At 45.9% G+C, this 23,307-nt stretch carries 22 protein-coding genes and 2 riboswitches; of the genes, 1 reads left to right on the top strand and 21 read right to left on the bottom strand.

Features of this window, described 5'->3' with window-relative positions:
* Position 1: 1 nt before the first annotated feature.
* Together rfbF and J2T14_RS20705 are read right to left on the bottom strand one after the other, a co-directional pair.
* Positions 2-772 carry a glucose-1-phosphate cytidylyltransferase gene (gene rfbF, locus J2T14_RS20710; protein ID WP_307473759.1) on the bottom strand — a complete coding sequence of 257 codons (771 nt, stop codon included), beginning with the start codon at positions 770-772 and terminating at the stop codon, positions 2-4.
* On the bottom strand, positions 769-2,391 hold the full coding sequence (locus J2T14_RS20705) for a glycosyltransferase (protein ID WP_307473757.1): 1,623 nt from the start codon (positions 2,389-2,391) through the stop codon (positions 769-771). Before J2T14_RS20705 ends, rfbF begins: the two co-directional genes overlap by 4 nt.
* Positions 2,392-2,572: 181 nt before the next feature.
* Here J2T14_RS20705 and J2T14_RS20700 point away from each other — a divergent pair, with 181 nt between their 5' ends.
* Positions 2,573-4,381: a tetratricopeptide repeat-containing glycosyltransferase family 2 protein gene (locus J2T14_RS20700; protein WP_307473755.1), complete on the top strand. Its 1,809-nt coding sequence runs from the start codon at positions 2,573-2,575 to the stop codon at positions 4,379-4,381.
* A 78-nt stretch (positions 4,382-4,459) separates the two neighbouring features.
* Here the strand turns inward: J2T14_RS20700 and J2T14_RS20695 are convergent, their stop codons facing one another.
* The 19 genes from J2T14_RS20695 to J2T14_RS20605 form a co-directional block, all read right to left on the bottom strand.
* Positions 4,460-7,366, bottom strand: coding sequence for an IPT/TIG domain-containing protein (locus tag J2T14_RS20695; protein ID WP_307473753.1), 2,907 nt, complete (start codon positions 7,364-7,366; stop codon positions 4,460-4,462).
* Between the two features lie 44 nt (positions 7,367-7,410).
* Positions 7,411-7,489: riboswitch (cyclic di-GMP riboswitch) on the bottom strand.
* A 190-nt stretch (positions 7,490-7,679) separates the two neighbouring features.
* Positions 7,680-8,051: a hypothetical protein gene (locus J2T14_RS20690; protein ID WP_307473751.1), complete on the bottom strand. Its 372-nt coding sequence runs from the start codon at positions 8,049-8,051 to the stop codon at positions 7,680-7,682.
* Positions 8,051-8,440, bottom strand: coding sequence for a flagellar export chaperone FliS (fliS, locus tag J2T14_RS20685; protein ID WP_307473749.1), 390 nt, complete (start codon positions 8,438-8,440; stop codon positions 8,051-8,053). The genes J2T14_RS20690 and fliS overlap by 1 nt, the downstream gene beginning before the upstream one ends.
* Before the next feature lie 7 nt (positions 8,441-8,447).
* Positions 8,448-8,807: a flagellar protein FlaG gene (locus J2T14_RS20680; RefSeq protein WP_307473747.1), complete on the bottom strand. Its 360-nt coding sequence runs from the start codon at positions 8,805-8,807 to the stop codon at positions 8,448-8,450.
* 18 nt (positions 8,808-8,825) lie between these two features.
* Positions 8,826-10,622: a flagellar filament capping protein FliD gene (gene fliD / locus J2T14_RS20675; RefSeq protein ID WP_307473745.1), complete on the bottom strand. Its 1,797-nt coding sequence runs from the start codon at positions 10,620-10,622 to the stop codon at positions 8,826-8,828.
* A gap of 74 nt (positions 10,623-10,696) precedes the next feature.
* Positions 10,697-11,755: a tetratricopeptide repeat-containing glycosyltransferase family 2 protein gene (locus J2T14_RS20670; protein ID WP_307473743.1), complete on the bottom strand. Its 1,059-nt coding sequence runs from the start codon at positions 11,753-11,755 to the stop codon at positions 10,697-10,699.
* A 69-nt stretch (positions 11,756-11,824) separates the two neighbouring features.
* On the bottom strand, positions 11,825-12,634 hold the full coding sequence (locus tag J2T14_RS20665; RefSeq protein ID WP_307473740.1) for a flagellin N-terminal helical domain-containing protein: 810 nt from the start codon (positions 12,632-12,634) through the stop codon (positions 11,825-11,827).
* A gap of 113 nt (positions 12,635-12,747) precedes the next feature.
* The gene (locus tag J2T14_RS20660; RefSeq protein WP_307473738.1) at positions 12,748-12,993 is read right to left on the bottom strand and encodes a carbon storage regulator; all 246 of its coding nucleotides are present in this window, start codon (positions 12,991-12,993) and stop codon (positions 12,748-12,750) included.
* Positions 12,994-13,410, bottom strand: coding sequence for a flagellar assembly protein FliW (fliW, locus tag J2T14_RS20655; RefSeq protein ID WP_307473736.1), 417 nt, complete (start codon positions 13,408-13,410; stop codon positions 12,994-12,996).
* A 50-nt stretch (positions 13,411-13,460) separates the two neighbouring features.
* Positions 13,461-14,030, bottom strand: coding sequence for a DUF6470 family protein (locus tag J2T14_RS20650; protein ID WP_307473734.1), 570 nt, complete (start codon positions 14,028-14,030; stop codon positions 13,461-13,463).
* A 21-nt stretch (positions 14,031-14,051) separates the two neighbouring features.
* A complete protein-coding gene (gene flgL / locus J2T14_RS20645) occupies positions 14,052-14,951 on the bottom strand; it encodes a flagellar hook-associated protein FlgL (RefSeq protein WP_307473732.1) in 900 nt (299 codons plus the stop codon).
* 32 nt (positions 14,952-14,983) lie between these two features.
* Positions 14,984-16,525, bottom strand: a complete 1,542-nt coding sequence (gene flgK / locus J2T14_RS20640) for a flagellar hook-associated protein FlgK (protein WP_307473729.1) — start codon at positions 16,523-16,525, stop codon at positions 14,984-14,986.
* Positions 16,526-16,539: 14 nt separating this feature from the next.
* Positions 16,540-17,040: a flagellar protein FlgN gene (locus J2T14_RS20635; protein ID WP_307473726.1), complete on the bottom strand. Its 501-nt coding sequence runs from the start codon at positions 17,038-17,040 to the stop codon at positions 16,540-16,542.
* 26 nt (positions 17,041-17,066) lie between these two features.
* Positions 17,067-17,333 (bottom strand): flagellar biosynthesis anti-sigma factor FlgM, encoded by a 267-nt coding sequence (gene flgM / locus J2T14_RS20630; protein WP_307473723.1) that lies wholly within the window; start codon positions 17,331-17,333, stop codon positions 17,067-17,069.
* A gap of 104 nt (positions 17,334-17,437) precedes the next feature.
* On the bottom strand, positions 17,438-17,854 hold the full coding sequence (locus tag J2T14_RS20625; RefSeq protein WP_307473721.1) for a TIGR03826 family flagellar region protein: 417 nt from the start codon (positions 17,852-17,854) through the stop codon (positions 17,438-17,440).
* Positions 17,855-17,944: 90 nt separating this feature from the next.
* Positions 17,945-18,805: a ComF family protein gene (locus tag J2T14_RS20620; protein WP_307473719.1), complete on the bottom strand. Its 861-nt coding sequence runs from the start codon at positions 18,803-18,805 to the stop codon at positions 17,945-17,947.
* Positions 18,802-20,790, bottom strand: a complete 1,989-nt coding sequence (locus J2T14_RS20615) for a DEAD/DEAH box helicase (RefSeq protein WP_307473717.1) — start codon at positions 20,788-20,790, stop codon at positions 18,802-18,804. The genes J2T14_RS20620 and J2T14_RS20615 overlap by 4 nt, the downstream gene beginning before the upstream one ends.
* A 148-nt stretch (positions 20,791-20,938) precedes the next feature.
* Entirely contained in the window at positions 20,939-21,409 is a 471-nt protein-coding gene (locus J2T14_RS20610) for a hypothetical protein (protein WP_307473715.1), read from the bottom strand.
* A 250-nt stretch (positions 21,410-21,659) separates the two neighbouring features.
* Positions 21,660-21,743: riboswitch (cyclic di-GMP riboswitch) on the top strand.
* A gap of 474 nt (positions 21,744-22,217) precedes the next feature.
* On the bottom strand, positions 22,218-22,931 hold the full coding sequence (locus tag J2T14_RS20605; RefSeq protein WP_307473714.1) for a hypothetical protein: 714 nt from the start codon (positions 22,929-22,931) through the stop codon (positions 22,218-22,220).
* Between the last annotated feature and the right edge of the window lie 376 nt (positions 22,932-23,307).

The raw sequence follows: 23,307 nt of genomic DNA, 5'->3' as shown, positions 1-23,307 counted from the left end.
CTTAATCCCACACTTTCCAAGGTGCTTCTCCCGTTGCCCAAAGCTCCTCCAGTTTCAATCGGTCACGGAGCGTATCCATAGGCTGCCAGAAACCGTTGTGTTTATAACTTACAAGCTGACCTTCACGGGCTAAACGTTCCAGTGGATCAAGCTCCCAGATTGTTGAATCATCCGTAATATATTGAAAAACGTCAGGCTCAAGTACAAAAAAGCCGCCGTTTATCCAGCTCCCTTCGCCGCGCGGCTTCTCATGAAATTGCTTTACCTTCTCATGTTCGATTTGTAATGCACCGAAACGTCCAGGCGGCTCCACGGCAGTCAACGTTGCCTTTGCACCTTGCTGCTTGTGATAGTCTACTAAATGCCGAATATTCACGTCACTAACACCATCACCATAGGTAAAACAAAACGTATCGTTATCCAAATATTTTTTTACTCTTTTCAATCGTCCACCAGTCATTGTGTTAGAACCAGTATCTACCAAGGTAACACGCCAAGGTTCACTATTAGTGTTATGAACCTCGACCTTGTTCCCAACCAAATCAAATGTTACATCGGATTGATGAAGAAAATAATTGGAGAAAAACTCTTTTATTACATAACCCTTGTAGCCAAGACAAATAACAAAATCGTTGATACCATGCACAGAATACATTTTCATTATGTGCCATAGTATAGGATTGCCACCGATTTCAACCATAGGCTTCGGCTTAACATCCGTTTCTTCACTAAGCCTTGTCCCAAGACCGCCTGCTAAGATGACTGCCTTCATCGTGTTATACTCCTTTGAGCTGTAATGATTAAGTTATAACTGTTCAAAGGTTCTTTCTCTAATATTGAATAATTAATCCTGCATTCTTGTTGTTCTAATTGGCGGACAAGATCTAGATAGGGTGTATCTTCGCGATCCAGTTTGATTAACAGTCCAATTTCCCCATCATTCGTGAGCAATTGAATTAAATGCTCGATAATGAAGGGATTACTTTTGAATATATCGATATGATGTTCAAATATAATATAATCATACTTGACTCCATCTAATTTATTCTTTAGCTGCGCTATATCTCCTTCAAAAACATAGTTCGAAACCGAGCGCAAATCAGCCATATACTTGGAATCAATACAATAGTTTGTAATCCCCACCTCGAGAACGCCTTGCTCCTTCAGTCGGTTCTTGAGTTGAAGAGGATTCGCTCCACATTTCGTATGAACTCCAAGAATCGCTATAGGCGTACGTTGAGTCGTAAGTTTTAGCCCGTCTAAAAGAAGGGATGAAAACACCCCGTCAACCCAAACATCTAATCCATGTTTATCGATAAACAATTGGCGGCTAACTGACAATGAGTTATTGTTTATCTGATCGTCTTTAGTAGTAATAGAACCAAAATGATAGGTGAATGTATCTTTACAATAAACTAATTTATATCCTGCACGGCGAATTCGAAAGCTTATATCATCATCTGCGAATTCTCCAAAATAAAAATGAGGATCATATTTCCCTATTTCACGAAACAATTTCGCTCGAACCATTAATACACATGGAAGCAGCCTTACTCTCTCTTCCCACTTACTACTATCCGATTTATTATATTGTTCTGCAAAGTTCAACATTTCACCTATGTTTGTGTAGCTGCCGGATATCGACTGATGATTACTGACAAAACTTGCTCCTGGTGAAACGAAGCCAATCGTCTCATCAGATTCTATACAAGCCAATAGATTATCCATCCATCTTGGTGTAAATATGAAATCATTACATACACATGCAATATACTTTCCTTCCGCAGCCTCAATCCCCTCATTAAACCCGTTTACCGGGCCGACATTTTTCGAGAGGTGTCTTACTTTGGCGTCGGTTATTGAGTCGAACAGTTCCCTGGTTCCATCCGACGAACCATTATTAACAAGTATAAGCTCATAGTTGATATGACTTGTATAACGTAATATACTTTCAACACATAATTTGGTGTAGTCAATGTGATTGTAGGCAAGTAAAACAATACTGACGAGCGGTTTTTGTTTAATCCCTCTTTCTGAGAGCTGTTGATTAACAGAATCTAACGAGGATTTTACGGATTCTTCCAATTCCTGGTTTGCACCCGTTTCAATTGAAAGATTATAGTATTCTTTCGCCTTATGCAGTTCCCCGATCTGTTGAAGAATGTAGCCCCGATTATATAGAAGATCACTGTATGTATGATTTTCACGCAGCCCTTTAGACGTCCACTCCAGGGCTTCCGAAAGTTCTTGTTGCATTATTAATGTAACAACTTTCATAGAAATAATCTCAATATCAAGTGCTTTTTGCTGCTCTAACTTAGAAATAATTTCGTTTGCTTCTTCTAACTTACCCATTTCTATATATTGTCTGATTAATTGCTTATTCAACATGCGTCAGCTCCTGCACAATAAGTTAATAGAAGCTAGAATAATAGATTAGCGTTCTAATGTGTTTATCGGCAAATTATATTTTTTTATTAACCTGATGAAATTAATCATCGACAGAATCCGTCGAAAATCCGATATAATAGATGAATAAATCATTCGAATTCACTTGTACCCCGGAGGGCCTATGAAATTACTTTCACTGTGCATGATCGTCAAAAATGAACAAAAATTGCTGTCCCGTTGCCTAGAAAGCGTAAAAACGCTGGTCGATGAAATTATTATAGTGGATACAGGCTCTACAGACCGGACCAAAGCAATTGCCCTGGAGTATACGGAGCATGTCTACGATTTTGCTTGGATAAACGATTTTGCTGCCGCACGAAATGAATCATTAAAGTACGCCACCGGAAAGTGGATTTTAATATTGGATGCCGATGAATATATCGAACAGTACAATCACGAAGAGCTGCGAAAACTTCTTTCTTCTCGCCCTGAACGAAAGCCGGAAGTTTTTCTTCTAAATATTATGAATCTTCTAGGCGACGGAGATGATGAAACCCAAGTATTGAAATCGCAAGGTGCACGATTGTTTGCGAATAACGGGCTAATCTATTATAAGCAGCCTTTGCACGAACAACTGACTTGTGAAAAACAAAAGTTAATTTTGCAAGCATTACCCTTCACCATTTATCATACCGGTTATACGAGCAACGTTGTCAACGAACAGAATAAATCTGCACGCAATATGTTAATTCTTGAACAAATGAAGTCTGGACAAGAAACGGACCCTTATTATCAATTCGTCCTAGGCAACCAGTACAAATCAACAGACGAGAAGCAGGAAGCCCTTCAATGTTACTACCGGTCCTACGAAAAGAGCCGGCCTACGGATGCATGGTATCACTATCTCTTGACGAGCTTAATCGGCCTGGAGCTTCAGACCAGCGAATTCGAGCAAGCCAACGTTCATATCCAACAAGGCTTAATCACAGCCCCTGACACTATCGACTATCATTGCCTGCACGGTTTATTATTAGAAGAACTCGGGTTCTTGAATGCCGCATCCGAACGTTATTTAACTTGCATCAAATTTACAGAAAAAGCTGATGCCGCCGGCCGCTCTCCCAATGTTCTCGAGATGTCTCACAGGAAGGTTATTCCGTATCATCGGTTAGCGGAAATCGCGAGGCAACAAAGCAGATTAGATGACGCCATCTCCTACTGGTCAAAAACGCTGCAAAATCAACCGAAAAACTATTCCGTCTTGCAACAATATATGGATCACCTGACGTTGTTCATGGATCCAGAGGCAATTGTGAACCGATTAAATGAACTATACCCTTCTCATCAGCCGCTTCACATATTGCTGTTGCATAATGCCGCCTTGAAGGCGGGCAATCTTGCCGTTTCGGTGTATTACAACCAGCTATTGATCCATCAGCATTTACAGATCAACGCATTGGACTCATTATTGTTCACTATGCTGAGCCGATCAGCTAGTTGTCCGGACATAACTGAAACCAAATCCTTGATCCCAGTTTCAGTATCGGCGATGGTAGATATTATCTATCATAACGTCACACCAGAAGCTCTCTCTCAGCAGGAACCGTTAATGGATACATTGCTATATCTGCTTAAGTACGGTCATACTGATCATTATTATGCTCTTCTCGAAACGGTGGAGAATACAGAAACCATTAACAATCTCGCTGCAGCCATCAGTAGAATTGGACGAACAGACGAGACGGTCGAGTTACTTGAATTACTTCTCCAACATCAAGCTCTGAATGCCTCCAGCCTTCAATTGCTTGGACAACTGCACGTCAACATAGGCGATCCCGAGTCAGCGTTTCAGTGCTGGCTACAAGCTTATCAATTAGAGCATTCGCCCCTGTTCATCGGGCTCATTCACGAAAATTGTTCATCTGAAAATGTCCGTATGCTAAACACAGAAATTATAGATTCCGCTCATCGCTGGATGAACAATATTTAATAAAAAAAGCACCCTTGGAACTTTATCGGATTAGTACGATCCGAGTTCATTCCAAGTGTGCTTTTTATTTGACCACAATTACAAGTAGGTAAAGGTGGTCGTATTGCTTTCTTGTTTATCCGGGTTAATAACCTTCACTTCAACCGGACCACTGACACCTGCAGGAACTTTCACTGTCAAGCGAGTAGAACTCGTCCAAGTTACGGAAGTGGCTTCAACAGAGCCAAACATTACGATTGGTTTGTTAACAAAATTGGAGCCATTGATATATAACGTAAATCCGCCCGCTGCCACGCCTGACGTTTTTGTCAAACTCTGAATGATCGGAGCTGGACCCAAGATCGGATTTACATACGTAAAATCAGTAGTAGCTGACTGGCCATTTGCCGCAGTCACCGTTAGTGGAACAATGCCCAGCGGTCCTGGCGGTGTTACAATTCTCGCCCTTGTATCGCTGACAAGCGTTACAGGTACAATGACGCTATTAACCGAAACCGTCATGCTTGCGTCAAATAAAGTACCACTAATATAAACCGTCGTTCCCCCATCCTTCGAACCTGTGCTAGGAGATAAACCCGTTATCGTAGGTTTCACTGGTGTATATTCATAGGCTTGTGCCAGCGTACTCGACATTCCGTCTTTATTTGTCCAAGTCACATCTACAAATCCTACCACTGCGCTCGCCGGTACCCTTACGCTTGCTCTGGTTGAACTGATTAATGTTATACTCGTCGAAACAGTGCCGAACGAAACGGTTGCACCTGTTTTCAAGTTGTCACCGGTGATATAAACAGTGTCTCCGCCCTGCGTTGTTCCGACATTAGGCGTAAGGCTCGTAATCGTAACGGGTTCAGGCTGCGGAACAATGTACTCGAATGCTTGCGAAAGAACACCCGTTTGATTCACGTTCACAACTGTAATGTCTACTTTCCCGGCTGCTGTTGCTGCCGGCGACTTTGCGCTTACTCGAGTGTCACTTAAAAATGTTACTGCTGCGGATTGTTGTTCACCGAAAAATACTGTCGAATCTTTCGTGAAGCCTGACCCGTTAACATAGACGGTCGTTCCGCCTTCCAGCGGACCTGATACTGGAGTTATCGACTTTACGCTAGGAACCGGGTACACCGGTGCCGTATAAGTGAACGCGCCGACCAACGTATATTGGTTGCCTTGACTATCGATTACAGTAACATCGTAAACGCCGGCCGTGCTGTTCGCCGGAACTGTTATTTGAAGTCTGGTATCCGATACGAATGTTGTAATAGACTCATTTTCTCCAATTTTCACTACCAACCCGGAAACGAAATTCCGTCCGTTTACGTATGAGGTCGTCCCTCCAGTAAGCGTACTTGTATTCGGGGAGATACTGATCACTTCCGGCAATGTGCTTGGCGGTGTGTCGTACGTATAACCATTGCTCACAACGGTTGATGTGCCGTCCGGGTTCGTCAACGTAACGTCCACCTGACCCGGCTGCACTCCTGCAGGAACGGTTACTTGCATATACGTATGATCTCTGTAATAGTACATAGCCGCAACATTATCCCCGAATTTCACTGTAATACCTGGCATGAAATATTTTCCTTGAATTACTACTTTATTATTACCTGCGAGTGGCCCATTAGCAGGTGATATGTTGGTAACAATAGGATCGGCTTTATACCGGTATTCTCCGGTCGCTGTCTGGCTATCCGGGTTTTTTAAAGTAACCGTTGCAAGACCCTGATTGCCTGAAGGAACGGTTGCCGTTGCTTCCGTTGGGCTAATAATCGTAACGTTCGTCGCCAGTTTTCCACCGAAAGTGATCGTTGCTCCGCTTACGAAATTTTTCCCTGCAATCGTAACGGTCTCGCCTCCATTAGGATGACCGTACGATTGAACGATAGAAGTAATTTCGGGAGCAGGCAACTTCACGTTCAAGTTAACGATAGGAATTGCTTTCGTTCGAGCGGCCCCGGCATAATCTTTATACGTTATAACAGAGTTAACTGTAGATATCGGCAAAGCTCCCGTCTTCGTAGCGCTTACCGGTCTAATTCTATATGTAAACGTAAGCGTACTGTCCTTCAACTCATTAAACTTCCACGTTAATGTATTGCCGCTAACTGTAGGTTGGGGAATATTAGAGGTGTACGAATCTGGAACGATCTCAAAATCAGGCGTCACGACATCCGTCACCGTTACGTCATAGGCGCTGGCCAAACCAATTTCCCTAACGATCGCCGCATAAATTTCGCTCAGACCGGTAGAACCAAGAACGAAATGATGGTGGCTGGCCGTCGTTGCCATCTCCTGAAGCAACTGATTCGGCCCGCTAGTCTCAGGATCATCCGTCTGCTTTAACAGCGCGATCGTATAGAAAACCGTTCCGGCGCTTTTTGCATCCATTGCTTTTTGCTTCGCATAGCCGAATGGATCGTTGCTCGGTTCAGTTGCCTCTCCATCGGTAAGAATCACGATTACAGGATGTGCTTCCGGACGAAGATTGTTTGCCAGAATATTTTGGGCTACCGATACCGCGTCGCCGGTGGCAGTACCTCCACTAGCGTATATACCGTTAATATATGATTTAACGGCATCTTTATCTGTCGATAATGGGAATGATGTAATAGAATTGGTGCTCGAAAAATCTACGATTCCGACTCTATGTTTTGTAAGGTCCATCAAGTCGACAAATCCTTTAGCTGCTTCCTTTGCATTATTCATTTTGTCTTCGCCATTATTGTAATTGGGATGCATGCTTCCTGATTTGTCGATAATGAGAATGACATCATTAGGAACGATTTCGTTAATTGGCGGGGTACCTTGAATGTTCAACGTTACTTCCGCTTCTTCTTCTGTAGTTATCGTGCCTGGACTTACAAGTTTGGACACGTTCACATAGTTCGTGACTGCAGCATCAACGGACGGCACTGTCGGAACTACTACTCCAGTCGCTACAAGAACGGCTGACATAAGCATTAGGAACCATTTTTTTATACTCACAACATTTCCTCCTTATTTAAATACATAAAAAAAAAGCCCGGTTATTCGGTAGCTGGCTGCCATCATTAGGAAGGCCCTCTAGCTTTGCGTCCCTATCTTTCGACAGGTTTGCCGTTATCGTAATCAGCTTTTATAGTTCTATATTACCACATTATACTAGTTTTACAAGACTAGAATCATTGGTTTTCTCGAAAATATTGAAAATAAAAATAAACGAGGCGGATATTATTCCACCCCGAAAATTAATAATTTCTATAATGTGTATAAATAATAAAAACTAATTTATCAGCCACCATCTAAAGGCCTGATCCCACTAATTTTGGTGATCAATAAAGAATCCGGACTGATTGTAAGCATCTCCTGCATAGAAGTTTCTCGCCTTCCTGCCTGCCGACAATTGGCTGATCTCCTTGCTTATGAATTGCCTCATGTCGGAAATTCTGCCATTTAGTAATTGCTCCGCTTGAGAACAAGCTTGAAGCAGCGTCATCTCCGACTGTGAGTAGGCATACTGACCGTTGTGTTCTTCCCTAATGATCTGGTCTATCGAATCGCATAACCGGTTTTTTTCTTCCTGGTATTCAATAAGCAGATCATCAGAGAAGTGATCGTTTAAGTCCAAATTCACTGTTTTTTCAATAATTGTCTTTAGCTTAAATAGCAACACTTCTATTTTTTGTTGCATTATATGGTTCCCTTTGTCCCGGATTTCACATGCTTTAACGCTTCCATCCATGTGTCTCGAAGCTCTGTCACCAACTGAATGCACTCTTGAGCAGGCCCAGCTTGCATCTTCGTGTTGGACTCCGACAATCTGAACCTTATATAGTCGTACAATTGAGCAAGATTAACGGACACCTCATAGCTCATATTCAGCGTAGATTGCAGTTCGTCGATAATATTTTGGGCTTTTACAAAGTTAAAATGCTTCTCTTCGATATCCCGTTTTTCCATCGAGACTAACGCTTGCTTTATAAATTTGATGACGCCGTTATACAGCATCAATGTGAGATCCCCCGGGGAAGCAGTTAATACTTGCGTATTCATATAATGTTGTTGTGCTTGGAGCGACATGCCAATCTCACCTCTTCTCGTCGATTATGGCTCCTACCGTCAACTCTTGCAGTTTTTCAATCAATTCTATAAACTTCTCTGATGGAATTTCTTTCAGCAATTCATGCGTATCTTTGTTCAACACTTGCACAATTAGCTTGCCGGACTCATGCAATATGTAATTAAATTCATGAGGAGTTCCTTGTACGGCCTGATTGGCTTTGTCGATCGCACTTACTAATGCCTTCTCTGAAACCGACAATATTTCTCCCTTACTCTTTTCTTTGAGTTCGCTATAAGCACCAGCGACTTTTGTAACTGCCGGCTCAATGATCGGCTCTTTCATAATCGATGACTGACTAAGCTGCAGCTTGGGTTGGATTTCCATACCAATTCTCCTTTTTTTTTACCCGAATTGCTGCGATAACCATGCTATTGTCGAATTACTTTTCGACATTGCTGCTTCCATTGCAGAAAACCGCTGGTAATAATAGTTTTCTTTTTTCACCATTTTCGCTTCCAAATCGGACATTTTTAATGTGATTGCGTTCATTTTTTTACCGATTTCAGAGGTAATATCAGTAGTCGCGGATGTTGTACGACCTGCTTTATCATTCAACTTGCCCACGATGTCATTCACTCTATTGTACATCGTAACCATTAGTCCCTCTTGGCTTTCGATTCCCGGATTGTTGGTCAGAAGCTTGTTGACACCCTCAGGATCTGTTGCAATCGCTTCTCTCAGCCTTGTCTCATCTATTTGCAACTTTCCTGAATCAATGATATTCCCCTGGACCTGTGGTAGCGTCGTAACACCGATAGATGCCAAGATGTTATATTCTCCCACTCCGTCCATCTTCCGGCTGAACAATTCTCTCGTGGACGTTTTTAATTCTTTCAATATATCCGAATCTCCGAGAAGCCCCTTCTTTACTTCCGCCTCCCATAAAGCGATATCGGTTTCCTTCATATCTTTCTTCTGCTCGTCTGTAAGCGGATCATAGCCTCTCGAACGGTTCTCGGACAAGCGTTTATTCACAAGCTCGATCACTTCATTATAGGCGGTGACAAATTCTTTCAACTTGTTCACAATGGCATCCGGATCGTTTGCTAAAGTAACCGTAATATCAACACCGTTAGCTTGATTCAGCCTATAGCCAATGCCGTCGAGCGTGAAGTTATTCGAGGCCTGGGAATTAGGAACGCCGTCCAGCGTAAACTGCGCGTTCTTGCCGTTTACCGTTTGATCGGCAACTCCGATTGCGCTCAAGAAGTTACCGGTCGTCGACGCAAGGGTGACTTCAGATGCAGCGCCCGTCGAACGGTTTTTGAATACGAATTGATCTGCCATCGAATCATAGCTCATCGTAACGCCGGCGCCCGAGGTGTTGACCGCCTGTATAACATCATTTAAGCTTTTGTTACCGTCGACCGTAATCGTTTTACCGTTAACCGTGAATTGATAAGTTCCGGAGCCATCCAATGGCGTTGCAAATTTACCGGCCATGTCGCTTATCTTCGCATTAAGATCCAAGCGGTATGATTGACCGTCCGTCAATCCTATATCTGCCAATGGCAGCGTCGACTCCTTTACAACGATTTGCGCTTTATAGCCGTTTTTATCGACTGGAGCAATACTCAGCTCATTACTGGCATTTGCGGTAACTGTCATATTATTCGTTCCGAATGCGGTGTTCACCGCTGTCTGCATAGCTGCCGCAAAATCAGTTGCGGTCGCATAGTTGCCTGCAGGAACCGTAATGCTCTTTGTTGATCCATCGAATTGAACGATGATTTTGTCGTTAACTCCTGCGGTTATATCGACCGGCGCAGTAATTGCACTTCCGGTTATCCCCATAGAGGTCACTCCGCTGTTTCCTTTGACCTCTGCCGCTGAGGCCAATTGCGTAACGTTCAGCGTCTTTGTTACTGCTGAAGTCACCGTATTGGCGGTTACTGTAACATCTGTAGAAGAGCTTGATGCCTTCATACCCGTCATCGTACTGCTTAAACGGGAGGCCTCCACTTTACTGCGCAGTGCTGCAACTTTCGTGTTAATTTCTCTATACAGATCGGTTTGGTAGCTTAGCAGCTTCTTTTTCTGCTCAAGCTTCTGTATAGGAAGACGCTCAACCTGCATCAAGCTTGTTACCATGCTTTGAATATCCATGCCTGAAGACATACCCGTAATCCTCATGACCATGCTTGTATCACTCCTTTTTTTGAAAACTCTTATTATTATTATCGTACTTTCCTCTCCTATTATTTATATATGAATTAAGAAATAACTAGCAATCGGTCTATAGATGGCTGAAAGCCTGATTTTGCAGCTAGTCTGTAATAAAACTGCGCTTGCTCCTTATTGCCTGTCACCTCATAGAATACACCTAAATTATATGCGGCTCTAAACGAGCCGTTACCTACTATTGTCGAATACTTATCGGTATCTCCAATGTTTAATGCTTCTTTATAATAATGTTCGATCCGGTCCAGCTTACCGATATCCATCGCTAATGTACCAAGCAGGAACGCCAAGTCAGGATAGTTAGGGTACTGATCTGCTAGCGGCTCCAACAATTGATAGGCCTCTTTGGAATATCCGAGATGCTTTAACGTATACCCCAGTTGAACAAGCATGACGGGGTAATAAAACCGATTCATCTCCGCAAGCTCTGCTGACCTGCTGAACGCATGATAAGCTTCTGCGTACTTTTCGTTAGAGTAATACAACTTCCCTAGTTGATAATGCATATAACCGTTATACGGATTATCTTTTATCGCCTTATCGTACAAAGCGAGATAGCGTTCATACTTGCCTTTATTCTCATATTGCTTGCTCTGGTATCCATAGTGATAGATAAGCGCATCGCAATCTTGACTCTCGGCAAGATCACCGCTTACACTGTCGAACAATTGCTCATGTACATCTCCATCGAAACAGAATCGTTCTAAATTAGGATATACCCTTACCGCACGATGTCTTGTCGATTCTTGATCATTCTCATTTTGAATTATGATCGCAGCCGGAACATCATTATACCGTTCAAAATGTTTCCCTATGTTTACAAAAAAATGATCCGAAAGACACTCATCAGCGTCCAACATGGCTATATATTGACCGGACGCTTTACTTGCCGCGTAATTCCGGGCGTCGCTGAAGCTCTCGTTCCATTCATAAAAATAAACCTTTGCCCCCCACGCTTCAGCCAATTCAACAGTTCGATCGCTCGATCCGGTATCGACGACAATCACTTCATGTACTCCTTGAGTGCTTTTCAACGCTTGGATAATATTAGCCTCTTCATTCTTCACAATCATACAAACGCTTAATTTCATGTTGCACAACCCCCTTAAAAAAAAAGGAGACCCACGGTAAACGTAGGTCTCTTCTTACCGTTCCGTCTATTAGCGGAGCAGTTGCAGTACGCCTTGCGGCGCTTGGTTTGCTTGAGCCAGCATTGCAGTCGATGCTTGCTGCAGGATGTTGAATTTCGTGTACTTCATCATTTCTGCAGCCATGTCCGTGTCACGGATACGGGATTCTGCAGCTTGCAGGTTCTCAGCGTTTACGCCGATGTTGTTGTACATGTGCTCTAACTGGTTTTGGAACGAACCCAATTCAGCGCGGGCAGTGTTAACCAAGTCAACTGCCGTGTCAACTGCCCCGATTTCTGTTTCTGCGTCCGCTTGAGTAGTTACGCCGCCAGTACCAAGAGTAGCAACCGTAACGTCAAGAGTTGAGAAGTCGAAGGTCAATTGGTCAGCAATTGTATTGCCCAATTGAATTGTCGCAGAAGTACCCGTTCCATCCAGCAGGGAAACACCGTTAAATTTAGTCGTTGCAATTTTGTCGATTGCACCGCTCAGTTTTTGATATTCCTTGTCAATTGCCAGACGATCCGAATCATTGTACGTGCTGTTCGCCGATTGCGTTGCAAGTTCTTTCATGCGAGTCAGCATGTCGGATACTTCGGTCAACGCACCCTCAGCTGTTTGAACCATGGAGATGCCGTCTTGCGCATTGCGCATGCCTTGATTCAAAGCTTTCAATTGCGTACGCATTTTCTCGGAGATCGAGAGGCCTGCAGCATCGTCAGCCGCACGGTTGATACGGAAACCGGAAGAAAGCTTCTCGCTCGATTTACCTTGTTGAACGTTGTTGAACGACAGGTTGCGATGCGAGTTCATTGCATTAAGATTGTGGTTGATAATCATTTGAATTTCCTCCCTGAATGTGTTTGTCCACTTCCTTGTGGGTGGGCTTTCGCCTCACAATATAATTATCGGACATGAACTGTCGTTTCTTAATAGCTAATTTGTATATTTGATTACTTTTTTTTATTTTTCTTGGTTCTTTTTGACCATTCCATTAAAGACTCCATATCCCCTTCTGACGTTATTGATTTTTGGTTAATTGAGCGAACATCATCCAGCACTTCTTTACGAATAATATTCATCTCTAAAGGAGCCACGATTCCAATTTTTACTTGATCCCCTTCGATTCCCGTTACGATAATTTCAATTGAATTATTAATGATAATCGATTGCCCTCGCTTACGGCTTAATATCAGCATCTATATATCACCCTCATTTCCATTCGATAATAAAGGTGAATTAACGGTATATGAAACACCGCTCAAAACAACTTGCCGCCCTATTCCTTCTTTTATGTTTATCACTAACGGCGCTAATAAATTTGTCGTTGACCTTTCAAAGGGCTTCAGGATCGTAACGATGGATAATACTAATACGTCTTCGGCCTTTTCCACTCTTAAATCTTTAATCGATTCTTCACTGAGCTTAAATTCATAATTTGAATCGACCTCGAAAGGAGAAATAACGATAAATCCGATATTTTCATCCTCTAGGCTTTTCAGTAAATAAAAAGAGCTGTCTGGAGCTGTTGCTTCAAATCTGAATAGACTTAATTGTTCAAAACCATATATACTTTCCCCGAAATCTATGGTTGCGTTTTCATTTAATGGATACATGATTAACCTCCTATTAAAAAACTAAAGCTATAGCTTTCGCTATAGCTGAATTATTTATACCAATCATAGGTCGTAACATCGATCGAAATTGAATTTTTTTGCCTTAAGTACATTTCAAGTTTTCCCTGTTCAACCTGAATATCGGTCTTTATTGGTGTGTACTGTATTTCAACCGGCGAGGGCTCTATTGCCGTATTAACCGCTCCTGGTGTGTATGTAACTTTAACATTATCAACATTGGGAGTACCTAGAACGTAATTCACGGGACTCTGTTTGCCTATAGATCCTTTGGCTATCTCTGCGAATGCATTGTTAGGATTGGTAATCTGGGCCATTCGTTTCCCTTCATCAACGGTTTGGGCAAGTTGTTGAAGAAAAACCGACTTCATTTGACCAAATAATCGTTGATTCCATTCCATATGAGGTCCTCTGCCAAGAGCCTGCCAAGCTTCGGAAGAGTCGATCTCCAAATGCGAAGGGGTTGTTGCAAAGTTCATTTTGGCTTGGGGTTGTACAATTTCTTGTTCCCCGTGAGAGGCATCCATCATCTGCTGCGCCGGTTGTGAATTCAGACCTATCGCAGCAAATGTTTGTCTGATTGATAGCCGCAAATCATTCACCGGCGCACCTCTTTTCTAAGTTTATCTTAAGAAATCAATTAAACTAGGTTGAATGATTTTGGCCCCCGTTGACAATGAGGCTTGATATACGCTTTGTTCCTGTGTAAATTTCATAATCGTCTCCGCCATATCCGCATCCTCTGTTTCGCCTTGCAAGCTATTCAGGTTAAGCGTCAAGTCCTGCAGTCTGGTATCGATCAGATCAACGCGGTTCGTACGGGCTCCTATTTCGGAGCGAATATTTAATACTTTATCAAATCTGGAATTCAACTTTGCATAAGCGGCCGCGAGATCAGTCTTGTTAGATGTTGGTGTTAATGCATTTTTTATATCTTTCAATACTTTAAAAAGGTTATCCGTTTCTGCCGAAATCCCAAACACTTCGCCGCCAGTTACATTCAGCGGTACGGATATGCCGGCTGATAATGTGATTAAGGTTTTCTCCGTATCCGTATCTTGCGTGTCGGCTACCGCGATATCATACGGTTTGACATTTGTCATCTGACCGTTAAATAAAAACTTACCATTCATTGAATCATTCCCGATCATAACGGCTTGTTCATACAACTGATCAACCTCAATCGCTATTGCATCTAATGCCGTTTGTGGATTTGTATCATTCAATGCCTGCGTCACAAGCTCTTGAGCACGCTGCACAATATCGTTTAATTGGCCGAGAACGGAATCCGTATGCTCGAGCTGCGCTTTGGCCGTTGTTACGTTCTTCTCATACTGCTCGTTCATCGAAAGCTCGCTGCGGTATCGCAGGGAATACGTAATGCCGACCGGGTCATCGGACGGCTTGTTCAGCTTGCGTCCCGTGGAGAGCATGTTCTGCTGATTTTCCATCCGATTCAAATTGTGGGTAACGTTGCGCATGAGGTTTCCATGCATCATTCCGGGTGTTACGCGAAGTGCCACTGCTCATTCCTCCTTATTTGAGAAGAGATCGTTTAGCGTCCTACAATACCCATGCCGTTAATAACCTTATCCAACGTTTCATCGATCGAAGTCATGAATCGCGCGGCAGCGGTATAAGCATGCTGGAACTTAATTAATTCCGACATTTCTTCGTCAAGCGAAACACCCATAACCGATTGCCTGCTTGATTCAACCTGGTTCACGATATCGTATTGGTTCGTATGTTGACGTTCAGCCTCTTGCGCTTGAACGCCTAGCTGCCCGATCACCGATTGATAATACGAATCAATCGTTCCGCTGGAAATACCGTTGCCGCTCGTTGTCGCGGTGAAAGTAAATGACGTATTTTTCAAATCGGCCATCAGGTTCGCCAGCGTGTTATTTCCTTTGATCGTCTCATTAACTCCATTAACGATTTCGGTCCGCATGGAAGTAGCGATCATCATCGGATCATCCGTAATAGCCTTACTCAAACTGATGTTGCCTGCTGTTACCGGTACCATTATGCCATCAACCTTGAAGCTTGCCGGTACAAATATATCTCCCGCCTGCTGCGGCGGGTTCGTAAATAAATAGCCTAGCTTATGAAGTCCGTTAATGCCATTAACGGTTACCTGCTGATCGGCTGCAAGCTTCGCTCCGTTATACATGGTCCCTTCCGGCAGCGTTACGGTTATCTGGCCGTTAACGAGCGTGTTGGCCATAGCGTCGATCTGCTCTTTATAATCAGCCACATATTTTTCGCGGGATAGGATCATCCCGGAAAGCTCGCCGCCAGTAAGTCGTCCTGCCGTAAATTGCGCTTCGATCTGTGCCGTAGTAGCAGGGATAGCGTTAGGTCCGGTAACAATATTTTGCGTGCCGATAGAGATATCATAGCCGTTGGCCGTATGCGTAACGGTCGTATTCGCAATAAGCGAAAGCTGATCCACTAGATAGTCCCTCTGATCGCGCAAGTCGTTCGGGTTGTCGCCAAGGTCCTCTAATCGTTTGATTTCATAATTGAGAGAGGAGATCGATCCCGCGATCGAATTGACTTCCGATACCTTAACGTCGATATTTGTCGTAAGATCCTTATCCAGATCCTCCAGATGTTTGCTTGTCGTGTTGAAACCGTCGACAAGAGCCAATGCGTTCTCGCGGACAATCTTACGTCCCGTAATATTCTCCGGGTCTTTGCTCAAATCGGTCCATGACTTCCAAAAATTGTCCAATACCGTGCGAAGGCCGGAATCCGAAGGTTCGTTAAAGATCGTTTCGAGCTTGCCGAGCGTTGACGATTGGATGGACCAACCGCCATAGGATGAGTTCGCGTTGCGGAATTGATCATCCAAATACTGCTCCCGAATCCGGGTAATGGATGTAAACTCCACGCCGGTGCCAAGTTGGCCGGGCGTATTCGACCGCATAAATCCAGGCGCCTCTATCGGACGGGAAGCCACTAGATTCACGCGTTGCCGGGAATAACCCGGAGTATTCGCATTCGATATGTTATGCCCGATCGTATTAATCGTAGCCTGATTAGCAAATAGGCTCCGTTTGGCCGTTTCTATGCCGTGAAAGGTCGATCTCATCGATTTAATCCTCCTTACGCTTTCGTATTGTATGATCCAAACCGATTCGAATCGCTCGATATTGCGGATGGATGCTTGTACGTGTAGCTTTCATCCTCCGGAGATACGAACAGCTCGATCGAAAACTGAATAAAATCTAGCGATTGGTTAAGGAGCGACTGATTCAAGTCATTCAGTTGTTTGAGCTCCTTCAGCGTTCTTTCAAGGCGCTCATGAACCGTTTGCAGCTGTAACCGTTCCTCGGGTACAAAGACGACCCCCATAAGCTGTCGATAGGTTGAGTTTATACGATTCTTAACACCTTTCTCTACCATCAACCTTCGGATTGCCACTACGCGTTCCAAATCCAACGTCGTAATTTCCTTGACTAATTTCGTTTCCAGCCGCATGATGCGCATAAGCGTGTCTAAGTCTTTCTCAATAATGGCCCGCTTCTTCTCCAGGCCTGTTTGCAGTAGAGACTCATGTGTTTCGGCTAAACGATTCAACGTTTCAACAACTTTGGAAACCGTCATCTTCTCACCCGCATCTTATTTATGTCTTATTGCTCCAAATATGGCAGAATCTTATCGGCGATTTTATTCGCTTCTACATGGTAGGTTCCTGTTGTTACCGATTGCTTAAGTTCCTCAATGAGCTTCTTGCGCTCTGCGCTGCTTGCTTGGCTAGTCGTCAACATTTCCTTGGCAGCCGTGGAAATTTGGACTTCGTCCTTCTGCCGTGCTTTATTTACTCCGCTTACGCGGGATTCAGATTGCTTCTGGTAATGGTTAAGCGCGCCGATCCGATTGGTATCGTTAATTTTCATTTGCTCCACCTCTTTGTTTATCCGTTCTAAAAAAGCCGATTTACCTTTACAAGTATTATCGGCCGCAGTCAAGTCATATTTTATAGATATAACTACATTTATAATTATCTGTCCTTGTAACGATCAATCCCGCGATAAGCAGTTTGCGTAGACGATGATCCCTTCGGCTCTTCCTTCTTCGCCAAATTGCCCTTCATTTCCTGTGCAGCGTTCGTCAGACGGTTGCGGCAGTTGTCGCAAAGATGTCCTTCTCTGATCAGCGTTCCGCAGGACTCGCATGGATAGGACATATTCGGTGCATTCACCATCGAGATACGGCCCTCGCGGATGAATTTCGTAATCTGCTTTATGGAAACGCCGGTTTCATCCGACAGCTCCGTAATAATAGCACCTTTGTATTCTCGCAAGTAGTTTGCACACAGCTCGTACTCTTTATCAATGTCCCTCGTACATACTGTACATACCTCTCTAATCCCTTTGGCAAAAAGCTTTCCGCAACGAGGACAATTATCCAAATTCATCGCCATAAGCCCTCCTTTTCTTTCTATCGAAACTATATACTTATCTTAACGGATATAGACACCGTTTTCATTAACTATTCTAAAAAATGCTTATGAACGCGCCCAAGTGAGAACAAAAACCTCCAGAGGTACGGAACTGCTAGCTGTTAATTCCTCCGCACAAGCCTCTGCCGTACTGCCCGTCGTATAAATATCATCTACTAATATAATTCTAGCATGTGTTCTTGAAAAAGTGTCAGCAACGCTACCGTAGATTTGCTCGAGCTTGCTTATTGACGATAGATCCGCTCGAAAAATCTTCTTCATATCGTTAATGCGTTCCGAACGCGACTTGAAGCTTTGCTTACCGGTATGGCGCTCGCGACTGAGCAGCGGCAATAGCGGCAGGTGATATCGGGAGGCTAGATAGGAGGCTAGCTGCTCGGCTTGATTAAAGCCTCGCTCCTCCGCTCGAGCGGAACTTACCGGCACATAAGTAATTGCATCCCAACACGCCGCGATACTGCCCCGCTTCATGGTTGCGCCAAGGCTCAGGCTTAGTTCCTCGAATGCAGGCTGCAGCATCGCGCCAAGCAGCGGCGCAAGCTCTTCGTTGCCTCTATATTTATAGAGAGCCAGCCAGCTCCTCATCGTCTGATCATATTGAACGGCACTGCGATTGCAGATGAACGATCTGTTCGGCTGCCGAATACAATCGTCGCAATGAATCCCGCGGCCGCATCTTGGACATAAGATACGGGTCAACCATGGAATGGTGGACAAGCAAGGGTTGCATAGCTGCTGTCGTAGTTGAAGCGGCAGCTTCAAACCACTGGTGGCTTCGCTATTGTCAAATTGTATGGGTTTCCGGCAGAACGCGCAGATGTCTGATCGTGCAGATAACCATACTGCTTGTTCTGCTAATGAGCTTGGAAGACGACGCAGCCAAGCTAGGATTGACGTGATGTTCATCTGCTAACCTCCTTACTTGCGGGTTCCGGTAACAAGTAACCTTGCTTGCGGGCCATGCGGTTCATCGCCTTAATGTGGCTTACGGCTCTTGCTTGCGAACGGCTGTGCTCGCGGCTGCAAAAAAAGACCCGTCCCGCGGGATCGTCGGCAGATCGTCCTGCCCGTCCGGCCATTTGGACGAGCGATGCCTCGTCGAACAGCCGTCCGTCCGCATCCAATATGTACACATCGCTTCGCGGGATCGTCACTCCCCGCTCCAATATCGTCGTTGTTACGAGTACCCGGATCTTACCTTCGCGGAATTGTTTCACTTTATTGGAGCGTTCATCGTCCTGTGAAGACGTCGCCGCCACCTCCGCCAGTCGAAGCTGCGAGCGCAGCAAATCGGCCATCGGCTCTGCTTGCGCGATTCGCTGCACGAACACGAATAATTGCGCTCCCCGCATCACCGAGCTCCGCAGTTCAGATAGCAACGATACAGGGAGCCTTCGCGACTGCAGCAGCTTAGCTACCATCGGTGTTCGAAGCAGCTTGGGAACAGGGAGCGGATACCGATGATAGCGAACCGGGATTCTGGCATGGGGCAGCGCTCCTCGCCTTGCATCACGCTGCATCGCAAGCGGAGGCGTTGCCGACAGCAGCAGTCTAACCGCGCTTGGCGCACAGCACTTATCTGCCGCGTAGTGCAAGGTCTCGTCGTTTATGTAAGGAAAAGCGTCGAGCTCGTCGATAACGACAAGGTCGAAGCTTTGCTGGAACCGAAGCAGCTGATGTGTCGTTGCAAGCGTAATGTCGCCGCGCTCCCACCTTTGCTCGCTTCCGCCGTATAAGGTGACAATTGAGGCGGTTGGAAACGCTTTGCGAATACGCGGGTCGAGTTCAATGACAACATCCCGTCTCGGCGTTGCGATGAGTGCCTTGCCGCCGCGCAGTAATATGGATTCCATAAGCGGGAAGATCATCTCCGTTTTACCGGCTCCCGTAACGGCCCATAAAAGGAAACTTCTAATGGGGGCGATTGCGAAAGCGGTAGCAGTAGGCTTCATGCCGTTGCTGGGCGACTCTACAAATTGTAATGCCTTCGCGGTTGCTTCGGATTGCGCAGGACTGAGCTTCCACTTGGACAGCCTCTCTTCAATGGAATGGAGCTGCCTGGCGGAGATAAGAGCCTCCTTGCTCCGGTGCCCTTCAATAAGAAGCTCGCATTCGCGGCTGCGCCCCATCTGAATGCAGCTTGAGCAATAAGCGCATTCTCTGCCGCAGGATGCGCATGCCGTGCGGCGCATCTGCGGTTCGCCGCTGCCGCAGCGCAAGCAGCGAAGCTCGCGCCGGCTGCGGCGCAGCAGGCCCCGCCGGTTGCCGATGGATGCGGCAACCGAACCGTGCAGGCGCACGAGCCCGAGCAGCGCAGCCAGCTGGAGCACATCGCTCCAGCCGCTGTCCGCGCCGGGCACGGCCGCGCCCTCAAGCAGCGCCTGCGCTTCGCTTCGCAGCAGCGCGCGCCCTTTCAAGAGCGCCGCCGCCCGCCTCGCGGCTGCGCCCAGCCCCTCCGGCGCCGCCGCGCTATCGCCCGCTGCGCCATCACCCTCAAGCTCGCCAGCTAGCGCCGCTCGCTCCCAGCGCTCCGCGCCGCCGCGCAGGCTATCGCCCTGCTGCACCTTGGCGCGCACGCTGCGCCGCGCGCCAACAGCCTCCCTGCACGCAGCCGCCACGCAAGCAGCGAGCGCACAGGGCACATCCTCGCGGTCGCTCCTCCCCCCTCCTCGTCGCCCCCGTTCCAAATTCCACTGCTCTGCCGCTCGGCAAGCATCCCACAGCGGCAGCGGCTGCAGCCAAAGCCATCCCTCCGTCGCCGCTTCCCCGGCTCTTCCCATGCGCTGCCCAGCGGATTCATGCAGCCAGAACAGGCGATCGACAGCAGGAGCAATCGTCGAATACGCCTTCCATTTTCCCATTATGCAAATGACATACACATAAGCCCGCATCTTTTACCCGCCTCTCGCATATTGTATTTCTTAGTGCGTCGTTATCTTCGTCTCCCAAGCAACGCATACAAAAAAAAGCACACCTGGGGCGCATTAAGCGCTACAAAGTGTGCTTCACTTTCATAACCGATATTGATTGTAGTATATACTAGAACGGCATTTTGGACAAATCAGCCGGGTTTTGCAAATCGATTAGCACGGCCTGATGGCTATCCTTTACGATACCTTCGGCCTGCAGCAGCCACATAAGCTGATTGGCATCGCTTTCTCCAATCGAAGCAGTTGCTCCCGACCCGGTGTCGCGACGGCTTGGCTTCAAGTTTACCGGCCATTCATGCACAGTAACCTTACTTCCTTTGCGAGCCATCCGATCGACTATGGCAAGCGTCTCCGCAGATGCGCCATTATCGACGACCGTCACCCTCACCTCGTTGCCCGTCTGGCGCGAGAACGCCATTAAAGAGCGCATATACCATTCCATATTAGGCTGGTCCCGATCGGCAATAAGCACATAATGTTTGCTCGCCCGCTTCCGTCCTTGCCGAATCCAATATGCCAGATGAACCGACAATGCAGCCGCTATATAACATCCAATTACCAGAAGCAGAAGTTCCAACACGGCGGTCACCTCCTCTATGCGACACTATATGCGATATAGCGCCCACAGGTTCCGATATAAGCGGACAAGTCGGAAATTGTGCGTGCATTAATGATTCGACAATTATCGCATACCTTCTACATAAACCAATCATTAAACACTCTTGTAGAATTTCCGAAATATGTTATCATTTTATAACGAAGTGGTGCATATGTACTGTAAGAAAGCAACTGGAGGAATGAAGGGAGGAATCCTCTTAACCATACATTCATGCCATAAGGGAAGCGATGATGTATAATCTGCAAATGGACACTTGGATTATACGGAGCTAGTAGTGTAACCGGCCCTCTTAGAACTTGATCACGAATCTAAGAGGAGTGTGTACAATGATAAAATCATTAAAGAAACACCTGTATTTAGGACTTATCGTATTGTCGCTTCTAGTATTGCCATTCGGCTCTATCGTTATGGCCCAGGCCTCTCAGGAAGACGGGTCCATTACTCAGTTGACCGAGCAAGCCGTGAAGCCTAGCCAAGCCTGCATGAAGAACGGCGTAGAATCGTATTCCGGCGTAAGCCCCAATATTGGGCGCGTCAAGGACGGCGTTTCTTTTAAGTACAATGAAGACCGTTCACAAGTGACTGCTTATTTCGAGGTTAAGAAGGATTGCTCGCAAGTCAGCTTCTCGGCATATACGTACGAAGGTTCACCTAAACCTTATTCAAACCAAATCCACTATAGCGGCGTAACCCAGAAATACGATGTAAAGATGGAGGCAACCAGCCTTACGATCGACGTTCCGAAGTGCGGGAAGTACCAGCTTGATGTCTATGGAGGCCCAATCCAGGAGCAATTGACCGACTCTGAGGGGCATAAGCCCGGAACGATTTCCTTCTGGGAACTAGGTTCAGGTAAACCGTGCGCTACACCGAGTCCGACTCCTAGCGTTACACCAAGCGAGACTCCTAGTCCTACACCAAGCGAGACTCCTAGTCCTACACCAAGCGAGACTCCTAGTCCTACACCAAGCGAGACTCCTAGTCCTACACCAAGCGAGACTCCTAGCCCTACGCCAAGCGAGACTCCTAGTCCTACACCAAGCGAGACTCCTAGCCCTACACCAAGCGAGACTCCTAGCCCTACGCCAAGCGAGACTCCTAGCCCTACGCCAAGCGAGACTCCTAGCCCTACGCCAAGCGAGACTCCTAGCCCTACGCCAAGCGAGACACCTAGCCCTACGCCAAGCGAGACTCCTAGTCCTACGCCAAGCGAGACTCCTAGCCCTACGCCAAGCGAGACTCCTAGCCCTACGCCAAGCGAGACTCCTAGCCCTACGCCAAGCGAGACTCCTAGTCCTACACCAAGCGAGACTCCTAGTCCTACACCAAGTGGAACTCCTAGTCCTACACCAAGTGAGACTCCTAACCCTACACCGAGACCGACTCCTAGAAATACGCCAAATACGACACCTGACGTGACGCCAAGTACAACGCCGTTGCCAAGCGAAGCGCCAAGCACGAGTCCTAGCGCTTCACCAAGCATTGAGCCTAGTATAGCGCCTTCGCCTTCTGACGAATCAACGCCTGATCCATCGACTGATATCGAGATCGACGAGGAAGAAATTCCTGGTGGCGCTCCTGATGACGGTGACAATGACGGCGGAGGAGACGGGGAAGATGTTGACAGCAGTATAATTGAAGAGAATGAGGTTCCTCTCGGGACATTACCGAAAACAGGGGATACCAGCCCGCTGCCGTTTTATATGTTTGGCGCGTTTGCGATTATTCTAGGATTCTATACTCTTCGTAAACAATCATCCCACAAACAGGGCTGATTATCATGCTAAGGTAATTCTAAATAATCATCTCAATTAATAAAACCTCGATACTGTCCCTTACAGTATCGAGGTTTTCTATGT

Origin of the sequence: Paenibacillus harenae, from assembly GCF_030812415.1 — a bacterium.
Taxonomy (GTDB): Bacteria; Bacillota; Bacilli; order Paenibacillales; family Paenibacillaceae; genus Pristimantibacillus; species Pristimantibacillus harenae_A.
This window is presented reverse-complemented; position numbering and strand designations above follow the sequence as displayed.